Source organism: Lactiplantibacillus sp. 7.2.4 (assembly GCF_018991185.1).
Taxonomy (GTDB): domain Bacteria; phylum Bacillota; class Bacilli; order Lactobacillales; family Lactobacillaceae; genus Lactiplantibacillus; species Lactiplantibacillus pentosus.
In genome coordinates, this window is sequence record NZ_JAGYGS010000044.1 from 1 (window position 1) to 24,710 (window position 24,710).

The 24,710-nt window shown below is 46.6% G+C and carries 22 protein-coding genes and 1 pseudogene; 14 read left to right on the forward strand and 9 right to left on the reverse strand.

Features of this window, described 5'->3' with window-relative positions; all coding sequences use genetic code 11:
* Positions 1–40: 40 nt before the first annotated feature.
* Positions 41–1,336, reverse strand: a complete 1,296-nt coding sequence (gene hflX / locus KGF70_RS12115) for a GTPase HflX (protein ID WP_105920605.1) — start codon at positions 1,334–1,336, stop codon at positions 41–43.
* A gap of 88 nt (positions 1,337–1,424) precedes the next feature.
* On the opposite strand from hflX, the gene KGF70_RS12120 reads away from it, so the two are divergent.
* The 3 genes from KGF70_RS12120 to KGF70_RS12130 all read left to right on the forward strand — a co-directional run bounded on the left by KGF70_RS12120 (position 1,425) and on the right by KGF70_RS12130 (position 2,963).
* Positions 1,425–1,862, forward strand: coding sequence for an NUDIX hydrolase (locus KGF70_RS12120; RefSeq protein ID WP_003637958.1), 438 nt, complete (start codon positions 1,425–1,427; stop codon positions 1,860–1,862).
* A gap of 140 nt (positions 1,863–2,002) precedes the next feature.
* On the forward strand, positions 2,003–2,317 hold the full coding sequence (locus KGF70_RS12125; protein WP_003637959.1) for a multidrug efflux SMR transporter: 315 nt from the start codon (positions 2,003–2,005) through the stop codon (positions 2,315–2,317).
* 421 nt (positions 2,318–2,738) lie between these two features.
* Entirely contained in the window at positions 2,739–2,963 is a 225-nt protein-coding gene (locus KGF70_RS12130) for a hypothetical protein (RefSeq protein ID WP_088769930.1), read from the forward strand.
* 112 nt (positions 2,964–3,075) lie between these two features.
* On the opposite strand, the gene KGF70_RS12135 is transcribed toward KGF70_RS12130, so the two are convergent.
* The 4 genes from KGF70_RS12135 to KGF70_RS12150 all read right to left on the reverse strand — a co-directional run bounded on the left by KGF70_RS12135 (position 3,076) and on the right by KGF70_RS12150 (position 7,314).
* Positions 3,076–3,753, reverse strand: a complete 678-nt coding sequence (locus KGF70_RS12135; protein WP_216768803.1) for a histidine phosphatase family protein — start codon at positions 3,751–3,753, stop codon at positions 3,076–3,078.
* A 14-nt stretch (positions 3,754–3,767) separates the two neighbouring features.
* Entirely contained in the window at positions 3,768–4,424 is a 657-nt protein-coding gene (locus KGF70_RS12140; protein ID WP_003637961.1) for a histidine phosphatase family protein, read from the reverse strand.
* A gap of 70 nt (positions 4,425–4,494) precedes the next feature.
* Positions 4,495–6,351 carry a monovalent cation:proton antiporter family protein gene (locus tag KGF70_RS12145; protein WP_088769928.1) on the reverse strand — a complete coding sequence of 619 codons (1,857 nt, stop codon included), beginning with the start codon at positions 6,349–6,351 and terminating at the stop codon, positions 4,495–4,497.
* 21 nt (positions 6,352–6,372) lie between these two features.
* Positions 6,373–7,314 (reverse strand): GrpB family protein, encoded by a 942-nt coding sequence (locus tag KGF70_RS12150; protein WP_216768801.1) that lies wholly within the window; start codon positions 7,312–7,314, stop codon positions 6,373–6,375.
* A gap of 43 nt (positions 7,315–7,357) precedes the next feature.
* Here KGF70_RS12150 and KGF70_RS12155 point away from each other — a divergent pair, with 43 nt between their 5' ends.
* Entirely contained in the window at positions 7,358–7,534 is a 177-nt protein-coding gene (locus KGF70_RS12155; RefSeq protein WP_157685935.1) for a hypothetical protein, read from the forward strand.
* 85 nt (positions 7,535–7,619) lie between these two features.
* Here KGF70_RS12155 and KGF70_RS12160 read toward each other — a convergent pair whose 3' ends face one another.
* Positions 7,620–8,288 carry a DedA family protein gene (locus tag KGF70_RS12160; RefSeq protein WP_216768799.1) on the reverse strand — a complete coding sequence of 223 codons (669 nt, stop codon included), beginning with the start codon at positions 8,286–8,288 and terminating at the stop codon, positions 7,620–7,622.
* A 204-nt stretch (positions 8,289–8,492) separates the two neighbouring features.
* Between KGF70_RS12160 and helD the strand changes: the two genes are divergently transcribed.
* Entirely contained in the window at positions 8,493–10,799 is a 2,307-nt protein-coding gene (gene helD / locus KGF70_RS12165; protein ID WP_216768797.1) for an RNA polymerase recycling motor HelD, read from the forward strand.
* Positions 10,800–11,376: 577 nt separating this feature from the next.
* On the forward strand, positions 11,377–12,306 hold the full coding sequence (locus KGF70_RS12170) for a nitronate monooxygenase (RefSeq protein WP_216768795.1): 930 nt from the start codon (positions 11,377–11,379) through the stop codon (positions 12,304–12,306).
* A 100-nt stretch (positions 12,307–12,406) separates the two neighbouring features.
* On the opposite strand, the gene KGF70_RS12175 is transcribed toward KGF70_RS12170, so the two are convergent.
* Positions 12,407–13,159, reverse strand: a complete 753-nt coding sequence (locus KGF70_RS12175) for a MurR/RpiR family transcriptional regulator (RefSeq protein WP_101873931.1) — start codon at positions 13,157–13,159, stop codon at positions 12,407–12,409.
* A gap of 160 nt (positions 13,160–13,319) precedes the next feature.
* Here KGF70_RS12175 and KGF70_RS12180 point away from each other — a divergent pair, with 160 nt between their 5' ends.
* From KGF70_RS12180 to KGF70_RS12210, 7 genes and pseudogenes are all read left to right on the forward strand, one after another.
* Entirely contained in the window at positions 13,320–15,185 is a 1,866-nt protein-coding gene (locus tag KGF70_RS12180) for a glucose PTS transporter subunit IIA (RefSeq protein ID WP_216768793.1), read from the forward strand.
* A gap of 1 nt (position 15,186) precedes the next feature.
* Positions 15,187–16,659, forward strand: coding sequence for a glycoside hydrolase family 1 protein (locus KGF70_RS12185; RefSeq protein WP_216768791.1), 1,473 nt, complete (start codon positions 15,187–15,189; stop codon positions 16,657–16,659).
* A gap of 198 nt (positions 16,660–16,857) precedes the next feature.
* Entirely contained in the window at positions 16,858–17,787 is a 930-nt protein-coding gene (coaA, locus tag KGF70_RS12190) for a type I pantothenate kinase (RefSeq protein WP_050339050.1), read from the forward strand.
* A gap of 93 nt (positions 17,788–17,880) precedes the next feature.
* Positions 17,881–19,437 (forward strand): glutamine-hydrolyzing GMP synthase, encoded by a 1,557-nt coding sequence (gene guaA / locus KGF70_RS12195; protein ID WP_216768789.1) that lies wholly within the window; start codon positions 17,881–17,883, stop codon positions 19,435–19,437.
* 347 nt (positions 19,438–19,784) lie between these two features.
* On the forward strand, positions 19,785–20,072 hold the full coding sequence (locus tag KGF70_RS12200; RefSeq protein ID WP_216768804.1) for a helix-turn-helix transcriptional regulator: 288 nt from the start codon (positions 19,785–19,787) through the stop codon (positions 20,070–20,072).
* 220 nt (positions 20,073–20,292) lie between these two features.
* Complete coding sequence (locus KGF70_RS12205; protein ID WP_216768787.1) at positions 20,293–21,015, forward strand: hypothetical protein; 723 nt, start codon at positions 20,293–20,295, stop codon at positions 21,013–21,015.
* Between the two features lie 16 nt (positions 21,016–21,031).
* Positions 21,032–21,351: pseudogene (locus KGF70_RS12210) on the forward strand (multiprotein-bridging factor 1 family protein).
* Positions 21,352–21,626: 275 nt separating this feature from the next.
* Here KGF70_RS12210 and KGF70_RS12215 read toward each other — a convergent pair.
* Both KGF70_RS12215 and KGF70_RS12220 read right to left on the reverse strand, forming a co-directional pair.
* Positions 21,627–21,995 carry a hypothetical protein gene (locus KGF70_RS12215; RefSeq protein ID WP_216768786.1) on the reverse strand — a complete coding sequence of 123 codons (369 nt, stop codon included), beginning with the start codon at positions 21,993–21,995 and terminating at the stop codon, positions 21,627–21,629.
* 394 nt (positions 21,996–22,389) lie between these two features.
* Positions 22,390–22,752 carry a helix-turn-helix domain-containing protein gene (locus KGF70_RS12220; protein WP_216768784.1) on the reverse strand — a complete coding sequence of 121 codons (363 nt, stop codon included), beginning with the start codon at positions 22,750–22,752 and terminating at the stop codon, positions 22,390–22,392.
* Between the two features lie 427 nt (positions 22,753–23,179).
* Between KGF70_RS12220 and KGF70_RS12225 the strand changes: the two genes are divergently transcribed.
* Positions 23,180–23,878 carry a CPBP family intramembrane glutamic endopeptidase gene (locus KGF70_RS12225; protein WP_216768783.1) on the forward strand — a complete coding sequence of 233 codons (699 nt, stop codon included), beginning with the start codon at positions 23,180–23,182 and terminating at the stop codon, positions 23,876–23,878.
* The last annotated feature ends 832 nt before the right edge of the window (positions 23,879–24,710 follow it).

The following is a 24,710-nucleotide window of genomic DNA, read 5'->3' on the forward strand; positions in this document are numbered from 1 at the left end:
AAATCTAGGTGCACCTCTTTCGTTTTGATTGGACAACCCATTAAGCAGGTGTCACTACGTATTTTTCATAGCGTTGTGCATCCACGGCGTTCAGTTCGACCGTTAATTGGGTGCCATCCGCCAAGTAATCCGTTTTGAGAATGTTGGCATGGTCATTCAAGTAGGCGACCACGTCACCATCACTGAATGGAATTAATAACGTTGTCGTCACGTAGTTCTTGAAGACTTTGGCTTTGATCATACTGGTCAAAGCTTGCAAGGAGGCTTCGTCACGTGCGGCATAAATCAGCTGATCATCTTGTTGGTTCGGGTAATCCGCTTCGGTTAAGTCCGCCTTGTTAAACGCATAGATCATTGGCACGTCGTGAACGCCAATTTCCTTCAAAGTCTTTTCAGTCGTGGCCATCATTTCTTTGTAATGCGGGTCCGCGTAGTCAATGACTTGAATCAGTAAATCGGCATTGGCGGCTTCGGCTAACGTTGAGCGGAAGGCGTTGATCAGGTTATGCGGCAAGTCACTGACGAATCCGACCGTATCACTGAGCAATAACTGCTTGTTATCGGGGAAGGTCAGCTGGCGGATGCTCGTATCCAGCGTGGCGAACAGCATATCCTTTTCGAAGACTTGTTTATCTTCACCCTTACCGAACAGTTTTACTAAGCCGTTCATCGTGGTTGATTTACCGGCGTTGGTATAGCCCACTAAGGCAACGTTTGGTAGGCCGGCCTTATCGCGTTGGGCGCGTCGGACGACTTCATCCTTGTTGAGTTCCTTGAGTTCGTGCTTGGCGTGGCTGATGCGGTCTTGAATCGTCCGCCGATTCAATTCCAGTTGTGTTTCACCAGCACCACGGTTGGTAAAACCACCGCCACCACCAGCTGCGGCTCCGGCTTGTTGGTCCAGGCGGTTGGAGATACTGGTCCGCAAACGGGGGAGCTGATATTGCAGCTGGGCGATTTTGACTTGCAACTTGGCTTCCTTGCTACGAGCACGGTTACCGAAAATCTCCAGAATCAACCCAGTGCGGTCGATGATTTGGATATCCGTTTGTTCCTCTAAGTTACGCACCTGACTGGGGGTCAGATCCGCGTTGATGACCATAATGTGCAAATCGTTGGCTGCTGCGACTTCTTTGATTTCGACAACTTTGCCTTTGCCGAAGAAGGTGGCCGGGTTGGGCTTTTCCAATCCCTGGTCGATTCGCAGGGCGGCGTGCATATTATTGGCTGCAACGAGCGCTTCCAGTTCGGACATCGCATAGTCGTAGTTGGCGACAGTCTTAGACATGCCGGCAATGATGACTTCTTGTACTTTTTGAGCGTTAGTTTCAGACATACACTCACTCCTAACGTGTTATGATTGAGTTAAGTATAACATGTCTAATCAAAATATTACGATTTCGGGCATTAGGGAGGAATTTATCTTGGGATATGTGCTTGATTTACGCAAACGGGTCGGTCATCTGCCGTTAGTCGTGGCGGGCGCCGCGATGATGGCTCAGAATTCAACCGGCAAAATCGTCCTGATCTATCGGACGGATAATCATTGTTGGGGTTTGCCCGCGGGGTCCACGGAGCCGGGTGAGACGGTCCAGCAGACGGCCCGCCGTGAATTAAAAGAAGAGACGGGGTTAACGGTCGGTGATTTGACGTTGATCGACGTCTTCAGTGGCCCCAACATGCACTATCAATACCCCAACGGCGATGTCATTGATAGCGTCACGACCTTGTATCGCGCCAATACGACTGGCGGAGAGCTCATTCAGGCGACTGACGAAACGAGTACCGCCGCGTTCTTTGACCTTGATGACTTACCGTCGCCACTGACGCCGTTGACCAAATGGATGTTGAAGGGTGAATAGACTTGACCACCTGAATTGGATTTGCTATAGTGGACTGAAATATTAAACAAACTTGTCACCGGACAACGTTAACGCCGCTTCCTTAGGTCATTGTGGAAGCCGCGTGGCGTTGTCCGTTTTTTTTCGAGGAGGAATTGATGATGACATGGATTTATTTAGTAATTGCAGGAATTTTTGAAGTCGTTTGGGCGACGATGATGAAGTTAAGTAACGGGTTCAGCCACTTGGGTTACGCGGCCGCAACGGTGGTCGGGATGATTTTAAGCTTTGGTTTTTTAGCATTAGCAACCAAACATTTACCGTTAAGTATTGCCTATCCAATTTGGACTGGTATCGGGGCGGTCGGCGCAATCATTGTCGGCTTAGTCTTTTTCAAGGATACGATTGCGCCGATCACGTGGGTCTTCATCGCCATGCTGGTCATCGGTATTATTGGCATCAAGGTCACGAGTTAGGCGCAGGTCACTAGCTGCCAATGTCGGGTGACTGGCTTGGATGTTTATCAGCACGAACGCGTGGTTTAGTTAGTTTGACAACTGAAACTGTCCTTGATTCAATGACTAGCGACTGATAGGCCGCCTTCATTGCGATTCCGCCTGCTTGCCAGCGAAGTTCTCGACTTGATGGGAAACGATTTCATAAACGACGCTTCGCGCAATGCAAACGGTGGTATAATGAACTTGAGAGATAGATGGCGGTCTAACCTCGTCTTGGACGGCTTCTGACAGCGATAAACCCACAGATGCCAGGCGTTTACCGTGTCTGCCACTTGCAACACGCAACGGCTCGGAAGGTTGCCTTAATTGCGGCGGTCATTCCGTGTATCTACCTAGTTGAGTTAACTCAATGGTTCTCAAATTTTGAAAGAAGTGACGTCTGATGATCTTTCCAGTTTTTAATTTAGGTCCACGCGATGCCGTGTTGTTGATTGCAATTTCTGTGATGTTAGTGTTAACCGTTGTTTTTCACTGGTCAGCATGGGAACTTTTATTTGCCGCCGTTGCAGTTATCGTTGCGTTCGTCGCAGGAGGCATGAAACCGAATAAAAAGAACGTGCTTGCTTTCTTGAAGAATAGTTCGGATTCAGGCAAGACGCGCTAAACTCTTGCGAGGCTAAACGTAGCCTTAATTGCCAGCAAATCATATTTTAGAAATCAATAAAAAACGCTCGCGACCAGTCAATAGTCGCGAGCGTTTCGTTTAATGTGCTGAATTATAGGTGTTGATTGACTTTCACGTCAGCTAAGTCCTGGGCGTAGTTAACGACTTTGATTTGGTCGCCGTCCACGTCGATACGGGTCACGCTGCCGTTTTTGGGCCCCTGCGTGATGTCGATTTCAGGGGCGAAGCGTGCGACCATACTACGAATCGTGGTGCCGTGGGTCACGACGAGCACTTTTTCGTGGTGGTCGTGATGGGCTTTCAAGTAGTCAAACCCTTGATTGATGCGTTCCCAGTACATCGCATTGTCCTCAGCTTCGTGCCATGGATCGAGTTCGCGCATTAAGTCGCGTGTTTGGTCGATATGCACATGGGCTAGGAGTTCGTGCATACTCGTCACGCCGAATTGGTGCCCAATTAGTGACCAGGTCCGACTAGAATCATCACCTTCGTAGTAGCCGTAGAAGACTTCCCGGAAGTTCATCAGCGTCTTAAGCAGTTGCGCTTCGGTGCCTATCGCCCGCTGGATAAGGTGCGCGGTGTCGATGGCCCGTTTGGAATCACTGCTATAAAAAGCATCAAAATGCGTGTCTGCGAGGGCTTGACCGACCTTGGTCGCGGTACTTTGACCATAGTCAGTCAGCGGTGAATCCGACCAACCCTGCATCCGATTATATAAATTGAAAAACGTCTGTCCATGCCGGACAAAGTAAATTGAAAATTGCGCCATTGCTTACTCCTTACTTAGTCGAGATGGTCTTTGCGACCAAAGTAGTCTAACGAAACGGTATCATCGCTGATTGTGAATTTCGTGACACTGCCGTTTTTAGGCCGTTCGGGCGAAGTTAACGTCGCAAAGCGGCTGGCAATACTATAAATCGTGTTGCCGTGGCTAACGACGAGCACTTTGTCACCATCCTGGTGTTTGGCACGTAAGGCATCGAGACCACCATTGACCCGTTGCCAGAATTCATCGTTATTCTCAGCACGGTGAAAAGGATCGGCTTCCTTGCAGAAGTCCTTAGCCTTTTCAATCCCATACTGAGCAATGATTTCAGAGAGGCTCGGCGCTTGGTGGGGCGCACCGACCATGAACCAAGTCTGTGACGTGTCGTCACCTTCAAAGTAACCGTAAAAGGCTTCTCGGAAGGCCGCCATCGGTTCGACCGTCAAATCAGCGTTACCACTGGCTGGCAGCAGTAATTCAGCGGTGCGCATCGCCCGCGTCATATCGCTGGCGTAAACGGCGTCAAAATCAATGCCATTGAGCATTTTACCCGCATTCCGAGCGTCCTGTTCACCGACAGCGGTGAGCGGGGAGTCGCACCAGCCCTGCATCCGGCGGTACTTATTAAAGTAAGTTTGACCATGACGAATCATGTAAACGGAAAAAGTTGCCATTATAACCTCCACTGCTTAATGTTCAAAACTTAGACACAATGTCATCATTCTACCATAAAATCAGCCGGCTTTAATTAGCGGTTGATAAGGCTTGGCGAATTTGAGCCGCACTCTGCTTGTTACTGGTAAAGATCAGCCGATCGCCGTACATGATGGTCGTGTTGCCATTTGGTGCAATTAGTTTACGGTTGCGGATGACTTGGCTAATCGTGACATCCTCGGCAAATTGTAAGTTTTTAATCTGAACATTCGTGTAACGGTGGTTGAGTACGCGCACTTCGTAGATACTGTTTTCGGTATCGTTGAGCAACAGTAAGGTCGATGGTGACTCAATCAGTGCTCGTAGCAACGTAATGTTGGCTTCTGGCGTATTGTAGACTTCGACGCCGAGTTCGCGCAGTTCATCTTCATGTTCGTTCAAGACGTTGCGGTCTTCAAAACGGACGATGATACGGCGCACACCATAGCTTTTGGCGGCTTTCGCGAGCTCGTAATTCCGTTCGGCGTCAATGTGACCGAGAATCAAGATGTCCGTATCGAAGACGCCGTGGTCCTGTAAGTCCTGCGCTGAAAAGTTTTCCATCAAGGTGACGGGCACTTGCGCGTGGTAAGTCTGGTAATTTTCCGGATGATTGGTATACATCGCCACGTCGTACCAGCCCTTACGCAACTGCTGAGCCACGGGGACGGTACTCAAGTTGGCACCGATGAAGTGGACGGACGTCTTGACCAGGTCTTCTTTTTCAGCTGAATACAGCTTGTTAAAAATCAGTGGTGAAACGATACAAGTCAGGAGTGCCGCTAGTAAGAAGGCACCGGATTGGTCGGTCGTGATGGTCTTCATCGACTTAGCGACCCGCAAGACGGCCAAAACCATCGTCATCGTTGTCGCAGTCAGGGCGGTCCCAGCTAGCGCGTTAGCTTGTTTGAAGCGCAGTTTTAAAATCCAGAAGCCCCCAATTTTGGCAATCATGTAGGCCAAGAAGAACAGTGGAATCAGTAACAGCGTCTTGCCACTCGTCAGCAAGGTCCGCAAGTTCAAGTCGACCCCGGTCGTGATGAAGAAGATTGGAATGAAGAAGCCGTAGCCGATCGCATCCAAACGTTCGCGGGTCGTTTCGCTCGGGTTGAGCAGTTTCAACACGATTCCGGCAACGAACGCGCCTAGGATATTTTCGGCGCCCACTGATTCCGCCACGGTGACCATTGTGACGATCAGGAAGAATGCCAGGCGGATGTCGAGCTGCGTTGTTGATTTATTAATATTTTGATAGAAGCGGAAAAATGGCTTGAACCGCAAGAGCAGTAGGGCGGCGACCGCTAAAATCAGTAGCAGTAGCCAGAGACTTTGTGAATTGCTACCATAGACGGAGGCGTAAAGCGTTAGCCCCATCATGGGCACGAGTTCACCGAAGACGGAAATCAGGAGGACCGTTTGCCCAAACGCCTTACTCAGTAGTTCTTGTTCCTTTAGAGCGGCAATCACGATACCCAGGGAGATCGTCCCAAATAAAATCGTGGCGAGCCAGAAATCGCTGAAGAGGCCACTGGCTTTAAATGCCGCGGCTAGTCCCAAGGACAACACGACGATCGTTCCGTACGCGTAAACGGACAGCCGCACCGGTGAATACTTCGGTGTGTTGACCGCGTTTTTCTGTTCCAGTGGCGTGAGTTCTGTGCGCCGTTTTTTAAATAAGCTGAAGTCGATTTCCAACCCACTCAGAAACAGCAGGACGATGACCCCAATCGTCGATAGTTGAGAAATCAAATCGGAGGTGTTCACAAAATTGAACACACTCGGTCCGAGAATGATCCCAATAATAATCTCCATCACCGCGGTGGGTAGGCTGTTGATTTTGAATTTAGCCATAATGAGCGGAATCAACAGGGCCGCTAATAGAATAATGACTAAGGAAACTTGATCCATGAAATAATCCCTCGATTCGTTTTAGTACACACGTAGTTGATCGTCGTCAGCGCCCCAGAAGGCCTCACTGAGTTGGTCATCGGTCAAGACTTTTAACATTTGATCGACGCCCGGCGCCAACTTGTCAGGCGTCAAGGCACTCAGGGGCTGCCAGCTGATGGCGCCTTCGTAAGAGCCGACTAACAGGTCACCATGAAATTGGCTGGTGGTGTAAAGCGTCCCCAGCGAGACATCGCCAGCGTCATTTTCGACCCAGGTGACCGTGCCAACAAGCTTGAGCTGTTCGACGGTCAAGCCGGTCTCTTCCAAGACTTCACGTTTGATCGCCGCCACCTGAGATTCCCCAGGGTCGACGTGGCCACCTGGGAAGGTCAACCCAGACCACTGAGCGTCGATTTTATTTTCGACGAGGACCTTACCCGTCTGCGGGTCGGTAATCAGGCACATGTTCACCAGTTCGGCACGCACGGTCCGGTCATGGTGCTCATGTAAATCCTTGGTCCGCAGCCAGCCTTGAGCTTTGTCATTGATGCTGGCCATAAATGCCGCCTTGGTTTCTAGATAAGTGGCGTCATCTTTCGCCGCCTTCTGCCGAATCGCCGTATACTTACGGCCGTCAGTGCGATGCGCATTGAGATAGTCGCGGAAGGTCAGTAATTGGTGGTACTGGTCAGCGTCGGTCGTGATGATCACATGGATCAACTGACCGTCAAGCACGACCGCATACGTTTGGTTCGTCCCTGCAACGAGGTGCGCCGCAAGTTTGGCGATGGCAGCCGTGGCGTCTTCCACGAGTAGCGCAATATCAATCATTGGCCGCGCCAATAGTTGTGGCATGGCCGTACTGCCAACGTGGCTGTGTTTTAATAAGTTGGCCCCGAGCTGCTGGCTGAGCAACGCCTGATAATGGACGGCTTGTGCTTGCCATTCAGCTTGATAAGCCATTAATTTGGTCGTTTTCATCCAATCCCTCCACTTTGTTTAAGTCATTGAAAGGATACACTTTTTGGCTGAATTTGAAAAGGAAAGACGTGTGGGGGTGGGGAAAAGTAAAGCTGAGGAGATGGTTGACTTTCGTCGAAGAAAGCGCTATCATTATTTTAAACAAACAGACAAGTCAATTTGGCTTGTAACCATTTTAAGTTTAAACGTTTTCCAAAAACCCGCTCAGTCGATAGGCTAAGCGGGTTTTTGCTATAGAGAATTTGAAATGGCGTCGGAAAAAAGAGATTTGCCTTTTCGGAGGCAAACCTCTTTTTTTCACTAACCTATTGCGAAACCGTCCGTTGCCGAATCGTTTTGACCACCGCGGCGAGCATTGCGGGAACCAGTGCGACCACCATGATGCCTAAGAAGCACAGTGAGAGGTGCTCCTGCACAAAGTCGATGGAACCGAAGAAGTAGCCGAGTGAGCAACCGACGCTGACCCAGATGCCGACACCAATCAGGTTCCAGAGGGCAAAGGATGCTTGTGGCATTTTAGAAGCACCCGCACTCAGTGGTACAAAAGTCCGAACGAGTGGGACGAAGCGGCCAAACATGACAGCTTTGGCCCCGTATTTGGTGAAGAAGTGTTGTGTTTTGATCTGCTTGTCCTGCGGGAGGTGCCGTTGGAGCCATGGTAATCGAATCAGGTGGCGGCCAATTTCGAAATTGACCGTGTCACCAATGACGGCGGCAACAAAGAAGACCGGCACTAAGATTTGAATGCTGAGGGCATCACTGTGCGTCGCGGCCATCGTGCTGGCGAGAAAAATCAGCGATTCTCCTGGTAGAAATGGAAATACGATCATTCCAGTTTCCAGAAAAATGACCGCAAATAATAGGATGTAACTCCAACTTCCAAGCGTTGTGAGTAAGGGCCCAATGCTCTGTTCCAAATGGGTTAGACTGGTAAGTAAATTGACCAACGGCGCCACCTCCAATTTAAGTTGCATTTAGTATAACTGCTGTGGCCATGAAAAACAGATGTAATCGGTTACATTTACTTTAGTTTAACACATTCATAACTTTGGTAACCAAATGTTCAAACAATTTTACGCGAAAAAGCGAAAAGCGGCTGGTTTCATGGGTTATTAATTGAGTCGCGTCGCGGATAGTGATAAAATTATTGTTCGATATTTAGGAATGGAGGGCGTTCAATGGCTAAGTCAATTAAAGCTGCAGAACAGGAACACTTAGATCACGTCGTCGCAAAAATTAAGGTGGCTGAAGAACAACAAAGCCAGACCATTACGCGCTCGGAACAGGATCAGGCTGATATCAAGCGGGACTTGCTGAATAACATCAACATTAAAACGGATAGTTACGAAGGCATGATGGAGACCGGATTATCCGTGCGTCAGCAACAACAAATGATGGATGAACGGCAAAATAGTTGGAAACACGCGACTAAGCAGTTATCCACGCTTAAAAAGTTAGAGAAGAATGCTTACTTCGCTCGGATTGATTTTCATGAAAAGGGTGAACCAAAGTCTGAAACGATTTATATTGGCTTGAGCTCATTTTCTGACACGCCCGACCATTTTCTGATTTATGACTGGCGGGCACCGATTTCCAGTATTTATTACGATGGCGGCCTGGGTGATGTGACGTATCAGACGCCGGATGGGGAACAGACCGTCAATGTGAAGCTGAAACGTCAGTTGATGGTCGAAGATGGCCAAATTTTGACGGTTTATGATACGGATGAGGTCGTTGGTGATTCGATGTTGCTGGAAGTCTTGGATGAGAAGTCGGACGTCAAGATGAAGAGCATCGTTACGACGATTCAAAAGGAACAAAACACGATCATCCGTGATACCAGCTCAGATTTACTGTTTGTCCAAGGGGCAGCTGGCTCTGGGAAGACGTCGTCCGTGCTCCAACGCGTGGCGTATTTACTGTATCGCTACCGCGGCAACTTGACGGCCGGCCAAGTGATCCTATTCTCACCGAACCAATTATTTAATGATTATATCAACCAAGTGTTGCCAGAACTTGGTGAGCAAAACATGGTGCAAATGACGTACTTCCAATATGCGTCATATCGTTTGCCCCATATGCAAGTCGAGACGTTGCAACAGCGGTTTGAAACTGAAAACACGCCGCAAATGGCCAAAATCACGAAGTTGGAAGGTAGTTTAGCCTTTTTCAACGCAGTCACAACGTACAGCCGGCATTTGGAACAATCTGACATGCGTTTTCGTAATATTACCTTGAACGATGAGGTGATTATTTCCCGGGAAAAGATTAAGGAAATCTACTACTCGTTCAACGAAAACTACCATCTTGGCAACCGGTTATCCGCGACGAAGGAAGAATTGATCAAAATCTTGAATCGCAAGGTCGAATCTGAGATGCGCTCTAAATGGGTCGAAGAAGCGGTCCAAGACTTGTCGCGTGAAGAAATCAACCAGTTGTACGGTAACCAACCGCGGGAATTCAAGAACGGCGATAAGGAATTCAAGTTCCTGGCACGTAAAATCGTCATGCAGCGCTTAGGGAAAGCGCGGACCCAAATTGTCCGTAACCGTTTCCTGAGCATCAACATGCAATACGCCCACTTCTTACGCGAAGTGCCAAAGATTATCAAACTAGCTGATTACGGTATCTCAGCGGCGGATTGGGATGCAACGGTCGAGAAGAAGCTACAAGAAATCAAGGACCGCCACATCTCACTGACCACCGTTTCAGCGTACATGTACTTGCATGACTTGATGACCGGTAAACGTGGACAGCGTGATATTCGGTTCGTCTTCTTGGATGAAATTCAAGACTACAATGCCTTTCAGCTGGCATTTTTGAAGTTCAGCTTCCCACAAGCGCGCTTCACGATGCTCGGTGACTTGAACCAAGCGATTTTTACTAAGGAAAACAGTCATTCACTGATTAGTGAATTGGCGACGCTCTTTGACCCTGAAAAGACCCGGGTCGTGCAGCTGACTAAGTCGTACCGGTCAACGCAACAGATTACCGACTTTACTAAGGAAATCCTGGTCAACGGTGAAGCAGTAACGGCCTTTGATCGGCAAGGCGACCGGCCAAATGTCTGTGTCACACCTGATTTTGAAGCGGGTGTCGACCAGGTCATTGACCAGTTAGCGATGAACGATTCTGAACGGGATACGACGGCCATTATCGGCAAGTCCTTAGCCGAATGTGAAGCGCTGACTAAGGCGCTCAAAGCCCGTGGTGAACAGGTCACGCTGATTCAAACTGAAAATCAGCGGTTGGCGCCTGGCGTCATCGTGGTCCCATCCTTCTTGGCTAAGGGGCTAGAATTCGACGCGGTCATCGTATGGAACGCTAATAAGACCAATTATCAGCGTGAAGATGAGCGTCAATTACTGTACACGATCTGCTCCCGGGCGATGCATGAACTAACCATCGTGGCGGTCGGCGAACTGTCACCATTATTGGCCCGCGTTGACGAGCAGCTGTATACGGTTGATGAGGCTAAGGTTTAAAAATCAGACTTGTTCAGATTATGATGAATTGGAACTAAGATTCAGTAAAGCTAAGATGTATTAAAAATAAGATGCGTCCTGGCTGTTAGGCTGAAGCACTGTTGCCCGCGTGGTGATGGTGCTTTTTTTATGGCGGCCGTTTGCGGGTGGACGGACTTTTAGGCTGTTACCTGTTTTCCTGTGAGGTGGACTTTGGGGCTGTTGCCCGGTTGCCTGAGGGGAGTTGTTGACTGACTGCTAGTTGATTGCTTGAGAGGTGCTTTTAAGCGACGAACGCTCTATTTGAAATGGCCACTGTAGATGCGAATCGTCGGTCTGGGCGCGTAACCTGGGTGGCGGGGATGTCTGTGAAACGCTCAGTGATTGTGAGAAAAGTAATTAATTGCTAGACCGAAACATTAGGCTGAATTCAGTGAATCTAAAGTGAATAAAGCGCTATCATTATTGGCTTGCAAGTTGTAGAATTAACTTATAAATTTGAAATCACTCAGCGACGACGGTTGGTCGAGATGGTCAACGTCGTGAAAAGTCAAACAAGCTTTGTGACAACGGCAAGTGATTCGAGGAGGACTTAACCATGTCAATTACTGAAATGTTAGGCATTCAATACCCCATTTTTTCTGGCGCAATGATGCACATCGCGACCCATGAGCTCGTCGGTGCGGTTTCTGAAGCCGGTGGTCTGGGCGTGCTAGGGTCAGCGGGCTTATCAGCTGAGCAATTGCGGACGGAGATTCGGGCCACGCAAGCAATGACGGATAAACCCTTTGGTGTCAATTTGATGTTACAGATGAAGAATTGCCCCGAATTGGCCCAAGTCATTATCGACGAGGGGGTCAAAGTCGTCACGACTGGTGCTGGTAATCCGACGTCATACATTCCATCACTGCATGCGGCGGGCATTAAAGTGATTCCGGTAATCGCATCGGTTCATCATGCCCATAAGATGGTGGCAGCTGGGGCGGATGCGGTTGTTGCGGAAGGCCAAGAGTCTGGTGGCCATATCGGTCAGACGTCAACGATGGCGCTACTGCCACAGGTCGTGGATGCTGTGGATATTCCAGTGATTGGGGCTGGTGGGGTCGGCGATGGTCGCTCAGTCGCAGCGATGTTTGCCCTCGGTGCACAGGGGGTTCAGTGTGGGACGATTTTCCTGACCGCCGAAGAGTGCCCAGTACCCGCGAGTTACAAACAACGCGTCTTGGCGGCCAGCGATACCGATACGATCGTTACTGGCCGTAGTCAGCGTGATCCCGTCCGGGCGCTGCGTAACCCGATGTTGGAAGATTATTTGCAATTAGAACAAAGCAATGCGCCCGCTGAAAAGTTGCACGCCTTAGCGGATGGCTCGTTTGCCAAAGCGGTCAATGAGGGCGACATGACCCATGGCACGCCAATGGCTGGTGAAGTCGCGGGGATGTTGACGACGATTCGGCCGGTCAAGGATATTATCGCCGACCTGTTTAGTGAAGCCAACGAGGTCGCTGCAGGATTAACAATTAATTAGCGTGAATGAAAATCCGGCCGTGAATGAAAATCGCGCATGACTGTTTTTTGACAGTGATGCGCGATTTTGTTGTGCGCTGGATTTGGGTGATTACGCTGAGTTAGGCCTGTTCGTGAATCAGATTAAGCAGATATTCAACAAATATCATCGAAATCGCCTGCATATCAACAACTGAGCGATTAGAGGACTGATATCCGGGGAGGACGATGGTATGTTTAAAATAGTCCGCTAACTCGGCTTTTGCATTCATCGTAATTAAAAAGGAATTCTTAGGCAGGTTAGTGGCTGATGCCGCCAGAAAATGGTTGAAGTTCGCTTTTGTGCCACTGATTGAAAATAGGACGAGGGTCGAATCCTGCCGCATCGTATTAGTGATATGAGCCGCGTTAATATAGTCATAGGCGTATTCAGACAGCAAGCCAAGGTCCGCCAATCCCCAGAAGAGTTGTTTAGCTGGGAGTGAGGAGTAGTGAATGCCCAGCAAATAAGTCATTTGAGGATTGAGCAGTGCCTTAATCAGCTGATGAATGGCCGTTTGATCAAGGTCTTGTAACTGAGTGATGGCCGCTAAGTATTGATTGAGGAATTGACTGTTGCCACTTGTTGGGGCTTGCTTTTGCCGTTGCTGCCGTAGATAGGCAATCATTTCAAATCGAAAGTCTTTAAACCCCTGGAAGCCCAGTGATTGGCAGAATCTCAATACCGCTGAAGTTGATGTGCCAGCCCGGTCGGCCAGTTTTGTGATCGTGAAGGTCTCGGCATGTTCAGGGTATTTCAGCAAATAGGCACTGACTTTTTGTTCAGATTTTGAAAATGTGGATTGGTGTTGTTTGATACTTTCAATGATAGTCATGAGGGTACTCCTGAGTGTAATTTTAATTCAAGTGTACTCAGCACTGACAATTTTGTCAAAAAATATTATCAAAATTATTATTGACAACAATTTTGTCGTGATGGTATGATAAATTTATCAAAACGGAATGGTAATTTTGTCAAAAAAGAGGTGTACGGCAATGGACTATCAAAAGTTAGCTGCGGCCATCGTTAAAAATGTCGGTGGTGAAGAAAATATCCAGATGGTGAATCATTGTATGACACGCTTACGTTTTAACTTGAAAGACGTCAGCAAAGCAGACAAGGCAGCGCTAGAAGATTTGAATGGTGTGCTCGGTGTAGTATACGCCGGTGAACAATACATGGTCATTTTGGGGCAACACTTAATTCCAACGTATGAAGCAATCGTGAAGAATTACAATGTCACAGCGGGCGCAGCTGTCGATGAGAATTTGGATGATTTGTCGCAAAAGAAGGAACCATTGACTTGGAAGAACTGGGGCAGTAAATTTATCGGTTTTATTTCAGCGTCTATGACGCCACTAATTCCTGGCTTGATTGCGGGTGGGATGTTAAAAGTGGTGCTATTACTAATTGTGACGTTTATTGATAGCGCTTACTCAAAGACGCCGTCGTATATGTTGCTGTCTGCGATTGCAGACGCGCCATTCTACTTCATGCCAATCATTGTGGCATATGGTGCGGCAAACAAATTGGGTGGCACACCGGTATATGCCATGGTTGCAACAGCTGCACTATTGCACGGCAATTACACCAGTTTGGTCACTGAAGGCGCCAAAAATGTCACGTTATTTGGCGTACATGTCAGCTTACTATCATACGGTTCAACGTTATTGCCTGCGTTGCTGATTGCGGTGGTGGCGTACTATGCAGAACAGTATTTGAATAAAATCGTTCCTGGTATCTTTCGGTCGGTCCTGGTCGGCATGGGAACAATCTTTATCGCTGGTGCACTCGGGTATTTGATTCTTGGGCCACTAGGAAATATGCTTGGACAAGTTATCGCAACTGTTTTCATGTTCTTGAACAGTACGGTTGGTCCGTTGGCGGTTGGACTATTAGCTGCGGCACTACCGTGGATGGTCATGGCGGGGATGCATACGGCCTTAGCTCCATTTATGACACAGTTACTCAGCAATCCAGGTTACGATGCCATCTTAAGACCCGCGTTTATTTTGCATAATATGTCTGAAGGTGGCGCCAACTTGGGAGTGGCAGCGCGGACTAAAAATGCGCAGTTCAGAAGTGAGTGTATCTCGTTAGCGGTGGGTTGTATCGTGGCCGGTGTGACTGAGCCAGCAATTTATGGCGTCAATTTAAAATACCGTAAACCAATGTATGGCGTGATGGCCGGGGGCTTTGTCGGTGGAATGGTCGCCAGCATTCTGGGCGCAAAAGCCTACGTGATGGGATATTCCAATTTACTCGCATTACCAATTTTCCAGCAAACTGTTTTAGCGATGGTCATCGGAATCGTCGTGGCCATCGTCACATCTGCTATCGTGACGTATGTGTTGGGAATCGATGAACAACCTGCAGCAAAAGTCACTGAACCCGTTCAAACGACCTATCCGGATGATGCCATTGTTGCTGTTAGTGATGGGGAATTATGTGATTTGAGTCAAGTCAACGATGAAACCTTTGCCAGTGGCGTGTTGGGTGATGGCGTGGCGCTGCGATTAGACAACGACTTTATCTGCGCACCAGCCAATGGGACTTTAGCAACAATGTTTCCCACCGGGCACGCGTTTGGTATCGTGACCGCAACCGGCGTTGAATTGCTCGTACACATCGGGATTGATACCGTTAATTTAAAAGGCGCTGGTTTTGATGTATTAGTTCAACAGGGTGAAACTGTTCGAGCTGGTCAACCGATTGTCCGGGTTGATCGGAGTGCGATTCAAAAGCAGGGCTATGATTTAACGACGATGTTGATCGTGACGAATGCCAATGGTCAAACGATTCAGCTGCAGCGTCAGGGTCGTGTAAAAGTTGGAACAAGATTAGATGAGGAGACGAATTGATATGACAACCAAACAATTACCAGCAGATTTTTTGTGGGGCGGGGCGACCGCTGATTTTCAATATGAAGGTGGCTTTAACGAAGGCGGCCGCGGCGTGCTATCGCATGATTATGAAACCGATGGCTCTAAAAATGCGCCCCGGCATCATACACTTCGCATGCCAGATGGTCAGTTAATTACGCCGAAGAGTTCGTTTATTTTGGCAGAAGATGTTCCAGAAGAAGCCCAACCCGTATTTTTAGATAATCAGTATTATCCAAGTCATCAGGCGGTGGATTTTTATCATCATTACAAAGAAGATATCAAGCTGATGGCTGGCATGGGCTTCAACGTCTTCCGGTTTTCCGTATGCTGGAGTCGAATTTTTCCAACCGGTGAGGAGAATGAACCGAATGCGGCCGGAATTCAGTTCTATAATGATGTAATCAATGAGATGGCGAAGTATGATATGGAACCCCTGATTACCATTTGTCACGATGAGCTACCGATGCATTTAGCGCTGAAGTATAACGGTTGGACGTCACGGCACGTGATTGATGCGTATGTCAAATATGCGAAAGCGTTGTTTGAAAATTTTGGTGACCGCTGTCGTTATTGGTTAACGTTTAATGAAATCAACGCCGTCCGTGGGTTTGGCCCAACTGGGGTTCGAAAGGCGAGCGGTCAGGATCGCTACCAAGCCGCACATAATATGTTCGTTGCTTCAGCCAAAGCGGTTACGTTGGGCCACCAATTAATGCCTAAGAGTCAATTTGGTGCGATGTATGCCATGAGTGAACTTTACCCGGCCACTTGCAAGCCAGAAGATATGTTTCATCATTTGCAAGCGCGGCGAGAAAATTGGTATTTTGTTGATACGATGGGACGTGGCTACTATCCTAACTACGCTGAAGAATTGTGGCAGCGGCATGGCGTTGAGAAGCTGGAGATGGCACCGGAAGATGTGGACACGTTAAAACGTGGGCAACTTGACTATATTGCCTTTAGTTATTACCGTTCCAATACGACCAAGTCCGGCGATGACTGGTTCAACGTTGGTGGCAGCGCGAATCCTTATTTGGAAAATACATCTTGGGGATGGCCGGTCGATCCACTGGGGCTACGCTACTGCATGAATGAAATCTATGACCGCATTCAGAAACCAATTTTTATTGTTGAAAATGGGATGGGTGCTGTTGACGAGGCGGATGCCAACGACTATGTCGAAGATGATTATCGAATCGACTATTTACGCGACCATCTATCGGCGATGGCGGATGCAATCAATATCGACCATGTACCATGTCTCGGTTACACCATGTGGGCGCCAATTGATTTGGTTTCCCTATCAACCGGTGAGATGAAGAAACGCTATGGCTTTGTGTACGTTGATATGGATGATAAGGGCCATGGAACGCTGAAACGAACACCTAAGAAGTCTTACCAGTGGATGAAAAATGTGATTGCGACTAATGGTGCGGCGCTAAGTGAATAGATAAATGGATGAATAATTTGAAGCATCTCCGTGATTGGAGGTGCTTTTTTGTTGGGGTGTGTTCACTACGCTAAAATTGGATGAGGATTCGATAGTTTCCCACAAAATTCGCGGCACAATTAAAATTTCACCCAGCGATTGATAAGGTTTTCATGTTATAATCTATCCATTAATTGAGTAATGGTGGCAGACAAAATCATGGAAGATCAGATGAACTATTATCGCTTCTCACGTGAACAGTGGAAGCAATTTTACCGTAACAATCAGCACCAAGTTCCTTTAACTGCAGCTAATTTGCATGAAATCAAGGCGTTTAATGACCGGATCAGCTTGGATGATGTCCGTGATATTTACATGCCATTCGCGCATTTATTGCAAGCTAAATATGAGCACTACTTATCATGGCGCGAGACTGAGTCGGTGTTCTTGCACCGGCAGAACCGCCAGTCGCCGTTTATTATTGGCGTTTCAGGTAGTGTGGCGGTGGGGAAAACGACGACCGCGCGACTATTAGAAATTTTATTTAAATATTTGTATCCGGACCGGCGTACCCAGTTGATTACGACGGATGGTTTTCTATATCCGAATGCCGAGTTGAAGAAAATGCAACTGATGGAACGCAAGGGTTTTCCGGAAAGCTATGACATGCCGCGTTTGATTCAATTCTTGAACGATGTGAAAAGTGGCAAACCGCTGGCTAAGGCCCCCGTTTATTCGCATCAGACGTATGACATCGTTCCAAATCGCTTTGATGTGATCACGCACCCAGACATTTTGATTATCGAAGGCATCAACGTGTTGCAGCTGCCGACGAATCAGGCGATTTACATTAGTGATTTTACTGATTTTTCAGTGTATGTCGATGCGGATGCGGATTTGATTGAAGATTGGTATTTGGAACGGTTCAAAGCGCTGATGAAGACGGCGTTTCAAGATCCGTCCAACTACTTCTATCCATGGGCGATTGGCGATCCCAAGGACGCGATGGCGATGGCTGAGCGCGTCTGGGAAGAGGTTGACTTGAAAAACTTGAATGATTATATCTTACCAACGCGCAATCGTGCGGATTTAATTTTACACAAAGTCGCGCACCACGTGATTGATGCCGTGTATTTCCGCAAATATTAGCGCCTAAGAAATTTCTCATACTTGTTGACCGAACGTTTAGAAATCAGTATGATAGACCTATTGAGCATTAATTAATCCAAAGGAGTGAACAACTTGGCAAAAACGGATACCGCGTCTTTCGATTCCATTTTGGTATTGGATTTCGGTAGTCAGTACAATCAATTGATTACCCGGCGCATTCGTGATTTCGGCGTGTATTCGGAACTACTTCCGAACACGATTACCGCTGAAGAAATCAAGGCCCGTCACCCGAAAGGTATTATCTTTTCAGGTGGCCCCAACAGTGTTTACGATGATGGCGCCTTTCGGGTTGACCCGGAGATTTTCAACTTGGGCTTACCAATCTTGGGAATCTGTTACGGGATGCAACTGATGACCTATACGCTTGCGGGCGGAAAGGTTGAATCAGCTGATAACCGTGAATACGGTAAGGCAAACATCAACGTGACGAGTGACTCGGCAACCTTGTTCAAGGATACGCCAGCTGAACAGTCAGTGTGGATGAGTCATGGTGACTTGGTCACTCAAGCACCAGATGGCTTTGACGTGGTGGCAACTTCTAAGAACTGTCCAATTGCGGCAATTCAAGATGTTGACCGGAAGTTGTATGGGATTCAATTCCATGCAGAAGTTCGGAACACCGATTACGGTAATGATATTCTACGGCACTTTGCGTTTGACGTTTGCCAAGCTGAAGCCAACTGGTCAATGGATGATTTCATTGACATGCAGATTGAAAAGATCCGCGCAGAAGTTGGCGACAAGAAGGTCTTACTGGGCCTTTCTGGCGGGGTAGACTCGAGCGTGGTCGGTGTGCTCTTGCACAAGGCAATCGGCACCCAATTAACGAGTATCTTCGTGGACCACGGTTTGTTACGGAAGGGCGAAGCTGACCAAGTGATGGCGAGCCTGGAAGGTAAATTCGGCCTGAACATCATCAAAGTTGATGTCAAGGACCGTTTCTTAAGCAAACTCGCTGGGGTCAGTGATCCTGAACGGAAGCGTAAGATTATTGGTAACGAATTTATCCAAGTGTTCGACGAAGAAGCCACTAAGTTACACGGGATGGAATTCCTTGCGCAAGGAACGCTCTATACCGATGTTATCGAAAGTGGGACTTCCACAGCACAAACAATCAAATCACACCATAACGTTGGTGGGTTGCCAGAAGACATGCAGTTCAAGTTGATTGAACCGCTCCGGACGCTCTTCAAGGACGAAGCACGGGAACTCGGTGAAAAGCTGGGCATGCCGTCTGACCTCGTTTGGCGTCAACCATTCCCAGGTCCCGGCCTCGGAATTCGAGTCATTGGCGAAATCACGGAAGATAAGCTAGAAATCGTCCGCGATAGCGACTTCATCTTACGCGATGAAATCAAAAAAGCCGGCTTAGACCGCGATATCTGGCAATACTTCACCGTTTTACCAGGCATCAAGTCAGTCGGTGTCATGGGCGACGGTCGGACTTACGACTACACAGTCGGTATCCGCGCCGTAACCTCAATCGACGGCATGACCGCCGACTTCGCACGAATCCCATGGGACGTCTTGCAAAAGATCTCCGTCCGGATCGTCAATGAAGTCGATCACGTCAACCGCATCGTGTATGATGTAACGAGTAAACCGCCTTCGACGATCGAGTGGGAGTAGCCCCCACAGTTGTTTTTAACAAGCTAGATATTGGATTGTTTTCAATGATGCAATCCACTTTGATGGACGATAAGTTTCTTTTTCGGTAAAGAGGCTTGTCGTCCTTTTTAGTCACAATCTTGCATCTGGTTATGTGGCTTGAGCAATTTATTAGCACGGATGAGGCTTGATTGGTCAATGATAGTGATGAATAAAGCTTTAGCTCGCAGTGGAAGTGTCCTGCATTAAAGAATGTAAATCAGTTTTTACAAAATGTCGCAGTAGTGTTTGTCGGTTTCCAGAATAATCGTTGAGTAAGAAAGGCGGTAGTATCGGTGTTTAAAGTTGAGTTTAATCATGCGGTCGAAATGAATGTTGTTCCGACGACTTCAGCAGCGGATGCGTTAAAAGAACTGATGGACTATCATCACGTGACGCAATCAGAACTTGCCATGCACATTGCCATCTCGCAAAAGCAGCTTTCATTTATCTTGAATCGGCGTGCTTACATGAGCATTGAAGTGGCGCGTAAAATTGAACGTGCGACGGGTTTGAGTGCCAAGTGGCTGCTCCAACTGGATTTTAATTATCAGTTTGCCCATCATGATGCTGAAGATGATGATGGCGTGAAACGGTTTAGTTGGGCGACGTCTTAGAGTAACTCACTGTAGTGGAAGACTGATTGTCGTTATCCTGATAGAAAAGCACATCTAGTATTTGAAGTTATCAATATTTTGATTTGGGGGATCACTTATGTGTTTAACGTTGCCATCACTAGAATTGTTGCTAAATAGAATACGGAAAGCTGAGTTACAAGATCTGGCTGAATTACTTTTGACTCAAAGGATGTTTGAAACGTTCAGCAGTAAGTCAAAAATGGTGGATTATCGGGCTGCAATTATGAAACGGGCTGGAAATAATAAGCTTGTCCGTGCAAAATTAAAACGGTATTTGTATTCACATGTGACGACGACAGCTACTGATACACGGAATTTGTTAGGGGTCAATGTCCGCTTTTTTAATAAAATTCAGAATTTGGGCTTAATATGCGCTGCCTACGCTGAGAAAAATCCTTTTGGCAGTGGTGAAGTCAAGTATTTCACGTATGCAGACATCGTGAAATGTCATGAGAATGTAGTGTTCAAAACGGAAAAGGTCCACTATGATGCAACGCATGCAAAAAATCAGCAACGTGCCAAGAAGGCGGCTGAAACCAAGTTCGCACAAACGAAGGCCATTATTGATAACCTGGATATTCGGGTTCGAAAGGTCAAATCAGCCAAGCTATTCAAGAATGCATTGGACAGCAAACTAAAATTTGAGACTGAAAAGTATTATGAAAGAATGCCTGAGCACATCGATTGGGCACCCCCAATTTTGCAAGATTTGGAGAATGCTCCAGTTACTGATCAAAATCGATGGGTTGATAATTATATCCGGCATCAACTCACCAACTATGATGACATTGATATTGAAGGTCTGGTGGGCGTCCATCAGATGTATGCAGCGGATTTGCGTGCAAAGATGACGGCCACAATACGACAAGTTTATCCGTTTTATCGAATGGATACGTATGTTCAGAACTACTTGGGAAGATAATTAAGGTGTTAATTTCATGGCGACAAATATTCCTTTTGACGATTATCTCGATGAACCACTCAAGGACACCGAATTTAAAGCTGATGTCGCTGCCGAATCTACTAAGCTAGAAACTGCTGTTGCACTGCCAAATGCGCGTGAACGTGCTAGGTTGACACAATCTGAATTGGCAGAACACGCGGATGTGCTACCGTCAACGATTGCGCGGATTGAAATGGGCAGAATGCCAGCTTTGATATGATCAGTTGGATTGCGTTTGTGCTGGGTAAGAAGCTCGAAGTTGAATTCGTTTGGTTAAATTGCTGGTGTGTCAGTTTTCAGCGCTTTCAAGACTAGTGTGGGGACCTGGGAAGTGAGACGCTTGAAATAAATTTGCACCTGCAGGCAAATAAGTTGAAGACTAGTTTATCCGTTATTTACTCACAACTTGCTATGAAGTGAGTAAAAAACGGATTTTTGTATTGAGACCGATTGTAATGGAATCCCAACGGAAGTAGCTGTTTTGATAAATTTAAAAAGCCTTACCCAGTAGTAAAACTACTCAGTAAGGCTTAAAAGTAACCAGTTTATGTAACCGTAACTCAATGAGTGCGGCCTGGTTTAAGTTCTAGTTATGCTTGTGGTTGGCTGAAGTGCTTTAACGTTGCTAAATATAAAGAGCCACCAATAATTGTGATAATGCCGCCGACCCAACCTAAGAATGGGATAAGTGCGATTGCACCACCGACAATGAGTAAAACGCCTGGTGCAGTGTTAACGCGGTCGTCACCCTTATAATAAATTAATGCAATGATTCCGAGTGCTAAAATAGCAATTTTCAAAATAGTTAGGAAACCTGCCGTGCCAGATGTGCCTGATACTGATCCATTGGCTGCATCACTTAGGATACCACCAGCAATAAACCAGCCCCCGAATAATAAGATAATGCCGCCAACTAACCCAACAATTCCGTTAGTGAGCGCTAAATTCTTTGACTTCATGTTGAAGTTCCTCCCTTTTTTACAGCTTTTCATGTCGATCAGTTTATTGGACATAAGTTGTTAAAGCCTAACCAAAATCTGGATATTCCAGGAAAAATAGGTTTACTTTTATATGAATGAACAAGGCTCATATCGAAATTGACAAGCACAATTTTCCCCATGGTCGGGTTAGACAGTCCACGGATTGCCCAGCCCAATTCTTATGTATCAGTACCTGGTCTTGTTCGTGATTGATGATCGTTTAGCGAGCGCTGATCAAATCGGTTAGTGTTGAGTCGAAATATAATCTGTGTTAACCGTTGAGTCATTAGTTCGGATACAATGACTGCTGAACCCGGATGGTACTGATGGCTGATTAAAGTGCCACCACACAATTCTGATAGCTGGTAGAATCTTAGCGGCGCTCCCAGAAGATGATTGCCATCGCTACTCGGACTTGTTTTTGTTCTTCGGCCGTCAGCGCTTTGCCTTCGTACCTCATCGAATCTGCATTCGCGTCGAGAAATTTTCGTAAATCATTCGTGACCCATTTGGGACTATCATCCTTACCAAGCAGGTAGTCGGTAGTCACATCATATAAATCCGCGATTTGCTTCAGCATGTTCGAATCAGGTTCGTTGGTGCCATACTCATAGTTGGCGTAGCGCTGCATGCTACTCAACCCCAATTTCCTGGCGACCTCAGTTTTGGACCAGTTGCGATTGTCGCGAAGATTGATTAGTCTTTGAATAAAGCTGTTCTGTGTGTTGTCTGACATGTCATAGTCTCCAATGAATGTATTGTATAATATTTAAACGTAAAATTTAGTTTTTTAAATGAAAAATTTAATAGAATGATTTAATTAAATAAATCATTTAAAATATAATTTTATTCATTAAGTATAATGTATTCGAGCGATTAGAACAAAAAAGATTGGAATAAATGCGTCAATCAGAACATTATGGCGTATTTGAATTAGCACAGCGGCTTGATTACATTAACAACCGTTAATTTGTTCGGAGTTCAGCTTGAGCATGTCATAATGGCCAAGTTCGACCAAGCCGCCTATCTTACCAGCGACAATCCATGTGAAAATTCCAGATTCGTGGTACCCTTATAACAATCAATGGGGAGTAACAACTAGCGCTGACCTGTGTACCAATTTGTGCTAGACCACAATCGAGTGAATGAAAAGGGGACGCCATATGCAAAATTCAAAACAGAATCAAACTAATCGCGTAGTCAGTTGGTTGCTTAATGCCGCCAAATTAATTGGATTATTCGTGCTATACCAATTGGCGATGATTCCGACGATGCTACCGAGCATTATGCACAAGACGTCTGGAATTGGTGTTATTTTATCGGCACTGGCGAGTCTTGTCTTACTGGGACTATTAATTTGGTGGTTAATTTGGTTATATCGACGTCAAACACCAATGGTCAGTCGATTGCCACGACCAACTCGACCAATCTGGGGTCTGGTTGGGATGTTTGCCTTATTAGAGTTCGGCAATGTGCTCTCAGGACTGGTCGTGCAACAAACGCCGGAGAACCAGGTGATCCTAGACAAGGTTTTCGCCACTAATCCAGTACTTAATGTGATTTTGATGGCGCTGCTGGCACCAATTATTGAAGAATTGATTTTTCGCGGGTTGATGTATCGGTGGCTGTTCCCACGTTTGACGAGTTGGGGAAGACTGGTAATTGCCGTCGCCTTTTCAAGTATCCTGTTCGCATTGGCACACACGACGACGTTCAGTCCCGCAATTATCGCTTACTTGCCGATTGCCATCGTGCTCAATCTGACGTACGTCTGGTTTAATGATATTCGTTATAGCCTGGCACTTCATATTATTAATAACTCAGTCGCCGTGATTGGGATGTTTGCGCTGCTTTCGCGCTAGCCTGCATCACAAGATAATTATGGTGATGAAACGAGTATTAAAAGATCGTTATTGCTTTTGGAGCAGTAGCGATTTTTTTGACGAGTTCTTGTCGAATTATGGCTTGTCTGAACAGACGTAAACGGCAAACAATTGGTTGTCAAAGCATGTAACAGAACTGTACAATGAACGTAAATCAATTTGGAAGTGGAGGAGCCACAGATGAAATTATTGCAGACTAAGCATGTCACGATTAGCGTTGACAGAACCAGTTTGAGGGAGAAAATTGAGGGCTTGATTTTTTGGGGATTATTAGTCGTTGCAGTAGTGTGGTGGAAGAAAAGTTCAAAATCGCAATCCTGATAAAGGTGGTCGTGTTGCGTTGATAGTGATTGGTCATTTCAAAAAAAATGAAATACACTACCAAGCCCATTCTTATCCAAGGTTTTTCGTAGTCAATTGTCACAGAAGTTGCCAAAAAAATTATTGACCAGAAGCAGGTTGATCTGTCTAGCAATTTGAAATAAGCACGATTTGGAAGTTGTAACTGAACTTTGGCCGTTATTGTCAGATGAAAAATCAGAAGTTGATTGCCGTTCTTAAATCAAGTATCGTTCTAGTTCACAATTGTTAATTAGAACGATACTTTTATATTGTAAACTAATACCGTTATTCACAACAATGTAGCTTGAAAGATATACCAGCAAATCGAATCCACAGCCGCCATCTAGCCTTGATACTTAACCAAATTGTTCAAATTTAGTCATAAACGAAACCTACCAAAATAGGCGCAATGGTTTATAATAATATTTATACCAACTTATTGGAGTGAGTTTATGAAAAAGAAATTGTT